General features: G+C 42.2%; 12 protein-coding genes. 2 read left to right on the forward strand and 10 right to left on the reverse strand.

Annotated features, from left to right (window positions below; genetic code table 11):
* Positions 1 to 132: 132 nt before the first annotated feature.
* A complete protein-coding gene (locus tag AC1DWN_RS17435; protein ID WP_477560175.1) occupies positions 133 to 444 on the reverse strand; it encodes a hypothetical protein in 312 nt (103 codons plus the stop codon).
* A gap of 457 nt (positions 445 to 901) precedes the next feature.
* Between AC1DWN_RS17435 and AC1DWN_RS17440 the strand changes: the two genes are divergently transcribed.
* Entirely contained in the window at positions 902 to 1,369 is a 468-nt protein-coding gene (locus tag AC1DWN_RS17440) for a hypothetical protein (RefSeq protein ID WP_477560176.1), read from the forward strand.
* Positions 1,370 to 1,648: 279 nt separating this feature from the next.
* Here the strand turns inward: AC1DWN_RS17440 and AC1DWN_RS17445 are convergent, their stop codons facing one another.
* Both AC1DWN_RS17445 and AC1DWN_RS17450 read right to left on the reverse strand, forming a co-directional pair.
* The gene (locus tag AC1DWN_RS17445) at positions 1,649 to 2,038 is read right to left on the reverse strand and encodes a hypothetical protein (protein WP_477560177.1); all 390 of its coding nucleotides are present in this window, start codon (positions 2,036 to 2,038) and stop codon (positions 1,649 to 1,651) included.
* 1,236 nt (positions 2,039 to 3,274) lie between these two features.
* On the reverse strand, positions 3,275 to 3,736 hold the full coding sequence (locus AC1DWN_RS17450; RefSeq protein ID WP_477560178.1) for a hypothetical protein: 462 nt from the start codon (positions 3,734 to 3,736) through the stop codon (positions 3,275 to 3,277).
* Positions 3,737 to 4,018: 282 nt separating this feature from the next.
* Between AC1DWN_RS17450 and AC1DWN_RS17455 the strand changes: the two genes are divergently transcribed.
* Positions 4,019 to 4,333: a PepSY domain-containing protein gene (locus AC1DWN_RS17455; RefSeq protein ID WP_477560179.1), complete on the forward strand. Its 315-nt coding sequence runs from the start codon at positions 4,019 to 4,021 to the stop codon at positions 4,331 to 4,333.
* A gap of 9 nt (positions 4,334 to 4,342) precedes the next feature.
* On the opposite strand, the gene AC1DWN_RS17460 is transcribed toward AC1DWN_RS17455, so the two are convergent.
* The 7 genes from AC1DWN_RS17460 to AC1DWN_RS17490 form a co-directional block, all read right to left on the reverse strand.
* Positions 4,343 to 4,537: a hypothetical protein gene (locus tag AC1DWN_RS17460; RefSeq protein WP_477560180.1), complete on the reverse strand. Its 195-nt coding sequence runs from the start codon at positions 4,535 to 4,537 to the stop codon at positions 4,343 to 4,345.
* Between the two features lie 109 nt (positions 4,538 to 4,646).
* Positions 4,647 to 5,204, reverse strand: coding sequence for a tetratricopeptide repeat protein (locus AC1DWN_RS17465; RefSeq protein WP_477560181.1), 558 nt, complete (start codon positions 5,202 to 5,204; stop codon positions 4,647 to 4,649).
* A 117-nt stretch (positions 5,205 to 5,321) separates the two neighbouring features.
* A complete protein-coding gene (locus tag AC1DWN_RS17470; RefSeq protein WP_477560182.1) occupies positions 5,322 to 7,244 on the reverse strand; it encodes an ABC transporter permease in 1,923 nt (640 codons plus the stop codon).
* Positions 7,222 to 8,007 (reverse strand): ABC transporter ATP-binding protein, encoded by a 786-nt coding sequence (locus tag AC1DWN_RS17475; protein ID WP_477560183.1) that lies wholly within the window; start codon positions 8,005 to 8,007, stop codon positions 7,222 to 7,224. Before AC1DWN_RS17475 ends, AC1DWN_RS17470 begins: the two co-directional genes overlap by 23 nt.
* A gap of 156 nt (positions 8,008 to 8,163) precedes the next feature.
* On the reverse strand, positions 8,164 to 9,186 hold the full coding sequence (locus tag AC1DWN_RS17480; protein WP_477560184.1) for a sensor histidine kinase: 1,023 nt from the start codon (positions 9,184 to 9,186) through the stop codon (positions 8,164 to 8,166).
* A gap of 12 nt (positions 9,187 to 9,198) precedes the next feature.
* Positions 9,199 to 9,882 (reverse strand): response regulator, encoded by a 684-nt coding sequence (locus AC1DWN_RS17485; RefSeq protein WP_477560185.1) that lies wholly within the window; start codon positions 9,880 to 9,882, stop codon positions 9,199 to 9,201.
* Between the two features lie 243 nt (positions 9,883 to 10,125).
* A complete protein-coding gene (locus tag AC1DWN_RS17490) occupies positions 10,126 to 12,234 on the reverse strand; it encodes a serine hydrolase (protein WP_477560186.1) in 2,109 nt (702 codons plus the stop codon).
* Between the last annotated feature and the right edge of the window lie 251 nt (positions 12,235 to 12,485).

The raw sequence follows: 12,485 nt of genomic DNA on the forward strand, positions 1-12,485 counted from the left end.
CTGTAAATAGTTTATTCAACTATTCTGCCCGATAGCACAACAAGGCTGCCGTTTCATGCCGGCAGCCTTGTTATGGTGATTGTTAAGCTATAGTGTCCCGTTAGCGTAATGGGTCTACCAGTAAAATACAGATTAGTCGTATGCCTCTGGAGATACATCTCCTCCCTCTTTAACAAATTTCACGTTAGTAGGAGATACTTCATATATCCTGTAATGGCGAAATTCCCCTTTATTCCAATATTCAGTCAAAGTAACTATGAAGACATCCTCTCCTTTTTTAGCCGCTGAAGATTCAGATTCGCCTTGTACCGTTATTCCAGGTGACTTTCCGCCTCCATGTATTATTCCTTTGACCTTACCAGATTTATTAGGGTATTGGCTCTTTTCATGAACAACCTTCGCAATTGCATCATCCCCTGAAAACCCTTCTTTTTTATCCTGCATAAACGAACAGCCTGACACGACTGAAATCGCTAACAGTAATAGGATTATTTTTATTATAAGCCACTCCTCCTCTGCGGTAGTTGTCTCATTTTAGACTAAACTAGATAATGCCCAGTTTATTGTTAACAATTGATGTGCTCGGAAATATAAACGTAAAAGATAAATTTTTGTTGCACTAATCTGCCCGTTAGCTTAACAAAAGAAAGGGAGCAGCTACTGTAGCAACTGCTCCTTGGTTGTTCAACTATAGTTACCCGGTTCCGTTACTTAGACAGCAAGGAATATGAGAATACGGCGTCGAATAAGAAACATATGTTGGTCAACTCTTGCCTATTTACTGTGAAAGACACAAACGCAAAGCTTCGAAAAACTCTTTTTCTGGCTAACTAGTGAATGTGCAATTAAACGCAACAATATAAGTATAATTTACGTTCACCTTCTAGAGGAGGGATTTATTATGAAATATTTAACTTTGTTAATTCTACTTTTTACAGTAGCATGCTCACAATCAGACAAAATATTGCTAGAAGAAGATTTTTCAGTAATGGTAAAAACGACAAATGAAACTACTTTGAAAACAAACACTGAAATCGAGCTAATAACTGGCATAACAAATGTGTCTGGAAACAGTGTTGAAGTCTTACATGGTTCACCTTTGATTCACGTCCAAATTTACGATGAACAGCATAAGCCGCTCATAAACACCTTTGTTACAGACGCCATAGGTATAAGTCARAAAATAAAACTAAACGAATTTTATAATCCTGATAGTAAAATATACAGTGATGGAAAAAGGGTGATTCAACTCGAAAAACCAGGGAAATATACGCTAATTGGGACAGCATCTTTCTCAATTGAGTTAATAAATGGTGAACGGAAAGATTATAAGATTTCTTCCGAACCCTACGATGTAACTGTTGAATAAAAAATATATAAGACTACCACCAATGGAAATAGATACTTAAATAACCGCCCAGATATATTTGGCGGTTTATTTATTTGCAAAAATCAACATTCAATTTTAACATAGCCAATGTTTAATAAAGGCAACGAAAATGTTATTCGGATTTTCCGAGGAAGTGTTTACGGTTAGCAAAGGACACATATAAAAAAACTTATATTTTGTTAGTATGTTCACATAGTGTTTTATTCAAATGCCCGTTATTCAGCTATCGTTGCCCGTTAGTTTAACGAATTATCAGACTTAACTCTTGTGGCATTGGTGAAGGCTTTCTATTTCAGATATATTTTTTCGACTTATAACATTTATGATTTTGATTCCCGTTTCTGGTGTATCAATCAAGGTAATATCGATTTTATCAAACGAAGGAGCATGATGCCCCGCATAGTTTAAAGCACTTACATGTACTAAATGTCTACGTTTATCACCCTTTATTCTTTCGATACTATTTATCCTTGGACACATAATAAAATCTGGGAATGTTTTGCCGATTTCGGTAAAATAACGCCCATATAAAGTTTCCTCCAGAAGTTCCCCTTTTGAAGGAGTAACGACTTCTGACACCGGCTGTGCAACCACTGGATTTGTTTCAATGATGAGTAACAAAGAGAACAGAACAAGTAACACTCGCATATCATCACCTCAAGCGTATCATTCCATGGAAATTAATTCTTTATACTGACATCATATCTTAAAACACCACACTAAACTGCCCATTAGTTTAATGAAATGAGCAGGCTACCGTAGCACCTGCTCATCAATGTCTATCATTCAACTATAGTTTCCCGTTAGCATTCCTGTAGAGCGTTATCTATCGTCCCTTATCAAGCTGACAAATTTCACGAATAAGTGAGCCTTGTGAGAAAACAAAAATTCATCTGCAATGGGAATACATTCTTGGCCTAATTCGGCAATCGGTACATATTCTTGACAWTGCGCATTGTCAAGAATATGTACCGATAAAACAAAAAAAACGTGATTAACGCGGTAATTAAATTGCTCATATTCTTGTCATCCGACTTTTGTCCAAACCTTTCCTATGAATTAATCATAGAATAGATCATTCCAATAGAAAGGGTGATAGATTTGGCAAACACTGATGTAAGGCTCCAACTTTTCTCTGGCAATAATTTTACAAATCGGCGGATTGTTTTTAGACGAGGAGGTGTAGCAGTTCGAGATTTGGGAGCTTTTCGTTTTGATAACGTCCTCTCCAGTTTTCGTCTAAGAAATGATTCAACCACAGATTCTGTGACACTAGTTTTGTTTTCACGAATTAACTTCCAGGGATCCTTTCGCATATTTCGTGGAAGTATAAACGTGTCGAATTTAGGTAATTTCAATAATCTAACTTCTTCCTTCATTTTAGTAGGACGCAACCTTACAAATTCCGAGATTCAACAGATCCAAAGTACCGGTAACCCTCCTCGTGATATTTTAGTTATCAGACAATAATAAATTGGTCAGTTGGTCACAAACAAAAGAAGTGCATGTGTCGTTGGACTCACTGTGTTGATCCCATACGGATTATCATTCCAGAAGCGCTAGGTTCAAAATTAAGCAGYGGCAGTCTAGGACTTTATTTACCAGTCCAAGGCTGCCGCTTTGCTGATTCAACTAACGTGTCCCGTTAGCGTAAGCCCTTGATAGTCCTGAATATCATTAACTAACGAATACTTGTGTTCTTCTTCCTACTTCAATTCGTTCAGTAAATTTTCCTCCTGTATATTCTTCTATTGCCTTTTTCCAAAAGAGTTGTGCAGGCTTATGCCATTTTATATCTCCTTTTCTTTAGCGTCCCTACAAGAGGGAGTTATTTTCATTCCCGTATATCGGTTAATAGATTAGTTCCATCCGATGATCGTTTTATTAGTTTATTATGCTTAATCGTACAAAGTTTCTAATAGTATTCATTAGTGCCACATAAAATGTTCCTATAACAAAATTCAAAAAACTTCTCCATGGTTTTATAAATATCTGTCCTGAAATAATAGTAATAGCTAATATGCTTTTAAAAATCAAACCCTGTATATGATCTTGATCTAAATTCATTTTAATCATTAGCGTAATCACGCTATCATTTCCAAAAATAATGACAAATATAAATTCTATACTCAGCGGTATAATTATACATAATAATAATCTAATCCATATAGCATTTACCTTTTCGAATTTATACTTTATTAATACAATTCCGAACAAAAATGATAGTAAGATTAAGATAATCAGAAAGGTTATGTATCCACACAAAAAGGTCATAAATATAGAAAACCATATTAAAACAAAGTCATTATTAAAGATCTTTTTATATCCAAATTGTTTTTCTTTCATTCATATCCCCCTGATTAGACAATCAAAAGTCAAAACAAAATTCAATCAAACCTTCTATTTATCATATTCCCCCACTTCCTTATAGTCTAATACAACTCCATTTTACAAGTAGAATTGCATCCCAATGAAATAAGGATAACATCATGATTTAACAGGAAATAGTACTAAATAATCGTAAATGCTAGCTGAGAAACGAATGCTGATTAAGTCAAACCAAAGAACCTTTGTAATGGAATTGCATATGATTAAAAAAAATATCTTTTTTTCTTGGAGGTTTCCTATATGAAGGAAAGATTTATTTTACGTATTGGTTTTCTCCTTCTCGCTTATTTGATTGTTTTGTCCATATTCAATAAACCGTCAATATCATTCCAAGAAGCTGTTCAAATTGCTGAAAAGGTAACTCCAATATCAGATGGGTATCATATAAGTCAGATAAGTGGCAGAAATAATTGGTCGTTTCATTTTAATACTAATCCCGTTTACAGGTTGAATGTGATTGCTATTAACACTGAATCAGGAACTCAACATATTAAATATATAGTTGAAATTGATGCGAAAACAAAAGATGTAGTGGAAATTAAGGAAATTAACTAAAATAAAATCTTACCACCGCTTCCACTTCTCTCTAGCTAGATGAACAAAAAACACCAACCAGTGGATGATGTTGTTGGCTTTATATTGAACTATCGTTACCGTAAGCTTATATGCCCTATCGTTTCCTGTAAGCGAAACAATGCAGGTCGCCACGACGACCTGTTCGTTATTTAGTGCAACGAAGCTGCCGTTCCATGCCGGCAACTTCGTCTCATAAAGCTATAGTTCCTAAATTATCTGCGTTTTTTTCTGGATTTAGATCTTTCTCTTAATAGATAGTACTGCCCACATAAAGTTAGTAATATCTTTGATGTTAAGTTACATGTAAATCCTTTAAACCCCAATCACTGTGAACTTTGTCTTTAAGACTTGGCTCCAATCTAACTGCTTCAGTTAACATTTTATGTGCTGCTTGCCGATTATTTATTTTTAGGCACGCTTTATCCCCTTCAAAATAGGAAAAAGCGACTTCAGCCTCTAAGCAAATGGATTCTTCGAAACAAGGGATGGCTTCCTCCCATCGTTCCAAACACATCAATGCGACACCACGGTTGTAGTGAGTCAAACCGTATGTCGGCTCCAGTTCTAAGGCAATGTCATATTCCTGAACGGCCTCAAAATATCTGCCAAGGTACCATAATGCAATTCCTTTATTGTAGAAATACAAATGATCAGTATTGTAAAGTTCAATAGCACGATTATAAGCCTCAACTGCTTCTTCATATTTCTGTATATACCAGTAGGCTACTCCTGCATTATAGTGGCTTAAGTGGTGGTCGTAACAAAGCTCATTACAAGCTTTATAATCTTTAATTGCTTGATGATAATGAGCCATTCGAAAATGTGTAAGTCCTCTTTCGTACAGCGCCAAATGGAAAGACTCCATACTTAACACTTCTGAAAATCTTTTCTCAGCATTTTCATAATTACCTGATAAGTTATAGTTAACGCCTAGTAGATACCGGACAAACCATCATCAGCCAATCCGCTACAACGCCGCTCTCACAATACGGCGATAATAACCAACGGTGAGAATAGCAAACATGAAGTAAATGAGCGTATATACCGCCATGGCAATAACTGTCGKGAAAGTGATGTCGGACAACGTCAGCGATGAGGCAACTTTTACAGCGAAGATGGCATGCAGAATCCCGATCACCAGCGGAATCGCGAACACAAACAGCTGCTTGCGGATAATGCCGCTCATCATCTCACGCTCACTGAATCCGAGCTGCCGCAGAATCGTATAGCTTTTCCTCTCCTGCTCCGCCTCAGTCATCTGCTTGAAATACAGAATACTGCCCGTCAAGATTAGGAATATAAGACCGAGAAATCCTGCTATGAAAATGATCAGCCCGAATTTTTGGAGTGATTCTTTATAATACGTATAGAAGTCAGGCCTAAGCTCATCTTTCTTGACATATTTCGCATAGAAGCCAGATGCCGCTGCACGTTCATTCTTATCCGCAACCTGGTAGGTATGGATAAGAATAGCTTCATGTTCGGGGGTAGCCGGCATTTGCTCACGAATTGCCCTTAATGTCGCCTCCTTTACGACGATTTGACGGCCGCGCATGCTGTAATTCATGGCATAGCGATCAATACCTCGGGTCAAATGGATTTTGACTTGAACCTCGCTTGCGCCAAAATCAATCGCTTGCGGAAAAGCACCTGTGTTCGGCTCCTTGCTTAATGCCTTCCTCTGGCCATTGTACAAGATGGCCTCGCCCTGGCCTGGCATAACAACATCTGCACCACTTGCCTGCAGTTGCTCCGCCGCAAGCAGCAGTATGCTGCGTCCATCCTCTTTCCCTTTGCCAATCGTTCCTGCTAACCGGACAGCCTCAACCGATTGATCTGCAAATGTAAATCCGGACTTCTCCAGTTCTGCATGAAATGACTTCGCATCCTGCTCATTATTTTCAAAGATGAAATCGTAAGGCAGCATTGCCCGGGATTCACTCTCGGCCGAATAGTACAGCGAATAAGAGATTGCCACCATCGTAAGAGTCATTGCAGACAGAATGGTGATCAATGTGAGCGAGTTCGCATTGGCTTTCATGCGATGCATGATCGGGGCTAGCGACAAACTGTTTTTCAGCCCGAGCTGTCCGTCCTTGCTCCTTCGAAAACGGTAGAACAACCAGCCTATCGTCACACGATAAAGCAGATATGTTCCGAGTATGATCGAAGCTAGAATGACAAGCATGTGCAAGAACATATCCTGGCCGAGCGTTATGCTGGAGAGCAGATAGCCAGTTGTGATCAATAAAATGCCAAGCAGCCCCATAATAGCGGACAGGACTGCTTTCGGCTGTTTCGGATGATCGCCCTGCCGATCCGCCTTGAACAGCTCGAGCAGCGTAGTTCGGTAAACTTTAAACAGCATTTGTACCAACGTAAGGCCTATGATAGCGGCAAACACGATAGCAGTCTGCAAGGCTGCTGCACTAGAGAACGAGAGAGTTATTACGCTTTCGATACCAATCAGTTTCATCAGTATGAGCAAGAAAACCCGCGACACGAGCGCGCCGCCGCCGATCCCGATCAAGAGCGCCCCTACCCCTAGCAAAATATTCTCGGTAATGAGCAACCAACCCACTGCTCTGCGTGTCAAACCCACAAGCTGATATAATCCGATTTCCCTGCTACGCCTTTTAAGAAAAATGCTGTTCGCATAAATAATGAATACGACTACAATCGCAAGCAGTAATATCCCGGCCGCTTTAAACAAGGAATCGAATTGAATATCTCCGAATGTCGCTGCCATTACTGATGAGTCATTCTGTAATGTAGCAAACACGAAATAAAGGCTTGTACTGAAAATAAGCGCGAAAAAGTACAGATAATAATTTTTAATATTTTTCCGCATACTGCGGATGACCAGCTCAAACAGTGTCAACGTGATCACCCCCGAGCACAGCCTGCACATTCATAATATCTTTAAAGAAAGCTTGCCGCGTTTTGATGCCGCGATACAATTCGGAATAAAGCATTCCATCCTTCAAAAACACGACGCGACTGCAATAGCTCGAGGCGACCGGATCGTGAGTCACCATCATAATCGTAATATTGCGCTGCTGGTTAAGCTCCTCCAGCGTTCCTAGTAGAGAAGAGGCCGCCTTCGAATCCAGAGCGCCTGTCGGCTCATCTGCAAATATGATAGAAGGCCGATGGATCAGCGCGCGTGCTGCAGATGTTCGCTGCCGCTGGCCGCCAGAAATTTCATGCGGATATTTATGAGCAATCTCCCCGATGCCGAGATTTGCAGCAATAGCCTGATATTCAGATTCTGCCACTTTTTTATTCATCTTGCCGAGTGAAACGGGAAGCAGGATGTTCTCTTTTATCGTCAAGGTGTCAAGCAAATTGTAATCCTGAAAGATGAACCCAAGCTTGTTGCGCCTAAAAACAGACATTTCAGCGTTTTTCATAGTTGAGATGTCCATATCTTCGACGAATATTTTTCCTTCCGTTGCTTTATCAATTGTCGCCAGGACATTGATCAAGGTCGATTTACCCGAACCGGACGGCCCCATTATGCCGACAAATTCCCCTTCCATTACGCGAAGGTCGATGCCCTTGAGCACCTGCTGTACATTGCCCCTTACACCAAATGATTTACGGATTTGTTGTGCAAGCAGCACGGTTTTTGGCATATTGTTTTGATTCATCTCCATAACCTCCCACTCTGATCTAACATTCATTTTAGAGAAAAAGGTCATGACCGTCGCTCGCATCAGATGACAAGTAGGAGGTTCTACATGACAATATTGTCATACTGAATCGAATTGAACACGTTGCCAGCAGTGATTGTCAATTGAATGACGTCATGTTCGGAATGATTCGAACGCATTGCTTACTGTAAAGGTCATCTGCATAGCCGTTCCGGCGTTCAACCCCGACTGTACCGTTAAGGAAATTCCAATTTTGACCGCAACAGTCCTGGCTAAATAGAGCCCCAATCCGGTTGCCGCATTGTGTAATCTTCCGTTTCCCCCGGTAAATCCTTTATCGAAAATACGCGGCAAGTCATGCGCGGCGATGCCCGGCCCTTCATCTTTAATCATCATCCTGACATAACCATCAGATGTGACTGTAGTCGACAGAAGAATCGTTCCACCTTCCTGGTTATATTTGACTGCATTCGTCAATAATTGCCGGATGATGAAACGGCACCATTTGCGGTCTGTCCTAACTAAAGCCTCTTCCCCCTCGAACTCTACGGCAATATTTTTCTCCATACACCAAGAGGCCAGCTCGCGTACTTCCTGAGCGGCAAGCCGCTGAATCCCGGTCTGTTCCAGTACATAATCCGCTTCCAGCGACGGCAATCGTGAAATGTACAGCTGCTGGTCAATGAGCAAATGAATCCTCAGCCATTCAGATTCAATTTTGCGCAGCGCCGGATTTCCCTTGTTGGCATCTATGGCTAATTTCATCGCGGTTAGCGGCGTCTTCACTTCATGCACCCAGGCGGCGATATAGTCCTGCTCTACAGATCGGGCAGCATTGCCGTCTGAAAGTTTATGACAGTACCAGTGATCCGCTGCCCTCAAAAACTGATTTATTGCTTCTTCCTGATAAAAATAAGCAGTCGGTAATGTTTCAATCCAATCTTCATTTATATCTTCAGCCAGTTCCGTCAGTAAGCGCGTATACTTCATTTCTCTTAAAAAGCGCCAACCAAGAAAGACTGCCATAGCCAGAATTAGCAGAGTGTTCAAAAAAAGCATCGATTCAGCCCGGATGGCTATCCCATTATCGATCCAGATCAGCAAATCCACAAAGAACAATGAAAGAAGGAAGAAAATAATCCAGCTTTTCCTGTCATATAAATAGCGGAGTATCAAGCAGTTTCCTCCTCATAACGTAGCTGCCATATAGYCAAGCCCTTTTTTTGTTACAATGGCTTCTTCCAGCTGGAATACCGTCAGCTTTTGGCGCAATCGGGTAATATTTGCTGTCAGTGTGTTGTCGTTGACAAAACGTTCATCATCCCACAGCTTGCGAATCAGGTCGTGGCGTGATATTATTTCGTCCTTCGCTTTGACAAGCACAACGAGAATAAAAAACTCGTTCTTGGTTAGAATCACGTCCTGTCCATCCTTGCGGATCAAACCGCGCTTCATATCAATGATAGCGCCATTCCATTCAACAAGATCGGCCGCTTCCTCTCCGTAAGCATACGTTCGGCGGAGAATCGCCTGAATTTTGGCCATCAGCACGTCCATATTGAACGGTTTTTGAATATAATCGTCCGCCCCCATATTCATCGCCATCACCATATCCAGAGGATGATCACGCGAAGACAGAAACAGAATCGGCACTTTCGACACCGCCCGAATCTCCCGGCACCAGTGAAAACCGTCATACATAGGGAGCTGGATATCGATGATAACCAGTTGGGTCTGCATGTTAATAAAAGTATTCATCACATCATCAAACCGCTCCGGTCCCGTGACATGAAACGACCATTGCTCCAATCTTTCCTTCAGAAAACTAAAAATGGCAGCATCGTCCTCGATAATAAAAATGTTAAAATCCATAACCGCAAATTCCCCTTCCCGTGATTGCTTCGCAAATTCCGATAATAAAGCAATCGATCCATAACTTTCTCCATCATACCACCCCAGCTTGGCATTCCACCGTTATTTCCACGATAAAAGACCGATTGAAATCTTCTTCCGATCATTTCAATCGGTGTGCTCTTGGCATCCTCCTTAGTTTAACTTCAAAAGAAAAAGGAGAGGCAAATAATCGCCCCCCTCAAATAATATATGCCTGATTACTTATTCTGGAAGAAGCATCATGAACAACAGCGCCGCCAACTCCTGTTTATTTAGCGCCCGCCGCGAACCATAGTCAATCATGCCATTCGATTCGGTCACTTCCGGACCATGAAGCTTCCAGATAACAGCAGAGCTGACAGCATCGACAGCCCATTTCGACGTGCCGGGCGCGAGCGCAGCCGTGGAATCTGGCACCCTAATCCCGGATCCCGCTAGTAAGCGAAACACGATAGCGGCTGCATCTTCGCGGCGGATAGGACGGTCTGGTTTGAACAAGCCTTCCCCCGTTCCCTGCAGCAAGCCGGATTCGACTGCCGCTTGAATATCTTTTCGAAACGGAGAATTCTCAACATCCTTAAAAGCGGATGGGTTTGCGGATTCCGGGATGCTCCACATCGCGTTAAAAGCATGGATAAACTCTCCGCGGGTGACGACTTTCAGAGGTTGAAACGGCTTTGACTGATCATCCTTCAAATATCCGAGCGACTTCAAGCCGAGAATGTAGCTCGCATACGGATGATCTGCCCATACATCCGGGAATCCGACCGGTTTCTCCGGTATTTTGGCCGAATAGCTGTATACATTAGAGTATTTCAAATAAGTGATACGGCCGTTGGCATCCATTTTAAATGCAAGCGGTTTGCCCTGTTCATCAATGAACAGCATATCATCCACCTGTTTCAGCTCATGACGGCCTCCTATATGGTCACTCACAATCAAAGTGCTGTTGCCTGACACTTCGACTCTGGTCATTAATTTTATTCGCAAATCGGAATACAAACCTTCGAACTTGGCGAGAACCTCCTCGGACTGCGGCTTGAAGCCCACTGGCCCGAATGTTGATTCGTGACCGGCATAATAATGATCCATAAACGCGATAAATAGATCGTCACGCAAATCCTGATTCGCATTGTAAGAAACGAAAACACCCGTATTGCGATCGGGCAGAAGCCATAGCAACGAACTGAAGCCAAGAATGTCGCCACCTTTGGAGATTACGTCTTCGCCGTTCGTTTTGTATGGAAAATAAGGCGATTCAAAGCCATATGTCATATCAGGCAAATCCGGATGAATGGCTATATGATAGGTCGACATAGCCTTCACTGATTCGGGCGACAGGATAACAGTTCCGTCAGCCGCGCGACCATCGCCCAGGAAAGCTTGCATAAACAGCGCCATATCGGAGGCTGTAGATACCATGCTGCCCTCTGGCCACTCACTCGGCGAAAAATTGAACACCGGGATGGCACTGCCCTCAGCATCGTAAGAAGTTGCCAGTCGTTCAACCAACTCCTTAGTCAAGCTAAAGTCGCTTGAAGTCATACCGAGCGGTTGAAACAGATGTTTTTTCATATAGCTCCCAAAAGACTCGCCGCTTGCCTGTTGGACGATGTATCCTAGCAGCCTTGATGCGAAGTTATMGTACATGTATGACGTTCCGGGCTTGCGAATAACCGGCGGGAGCAGATCGAAAATGCTTTCTTCTAGCGAGATCGGCTTTTGGGAAGCATCAGTCAATAAGCTGGCTTCTGAAGGTTCACGCACTTCAAAACCGCTCGTATGCGTCAACAGATTCTCAATCGTAACTGGTACATCAAAGGGATTGGTTAGTTTGTAACCGTCCAGATACTCTTCAATATTGTCTTGCAGCGAAATCTTCCCTTGATCGACGAGTTGCATTACAGCAGCTGCCGTGAACACTTTGGAGACTGAGGCGACCCGGAAAGTGGTCCGGCTTGCGTCTACCGGCGACTTCGACGTTTGGTCGGTTACACCGTAGCCTTTGGATACGAGCACTTTTCCATCCTGAACAACGGATACCGTAACGGCCCCAGCCTTTTGTTTAATGGCATCCTTGGCAAAAAAAGCGTCCAGGAACGCCTCAACTTCCTTCACTTCACGCGGCCCGCTCGTATTATCTTTCGAGGCCGCGTTTTCCAACAGCGGATGGGCGGTGCTGCTGAATGAGGCCAGATGTTTGACGGAGGCAGTCACGTTCGATTCAGGCGGCTGCTGAGCGTACGTGCTTGTTTCTGCAGCGAGGCTAATCGTCAGTAGAGCCGTCAGGATGCCGATCGTGCAGCGAGTTCTCTTCTTATTTTTGTTCAATTAAAATCCTCTCCTTACTTTCGATTTATTTGAACTTGGTAAAACCAACAATCATATTAGAAGAACTGCAGCTGTATTCAGACCTAAGACAGGGTTAACCAAGCCAGATTGAACAGGCAATTCTTATACACTTATTGTATTGTTTGCATCAGGCACTGTCGTTCGATTCAGATGACAAGCAGGAGGGGGAATGTTACATTTTTGTCACGTTCGATAGATTTGAAATCATTTATGGATGCAAGCTATTAGCT

It is taken from the genome of Paenibacillus sp. P4_A7 (assembly GCF_056402455.1).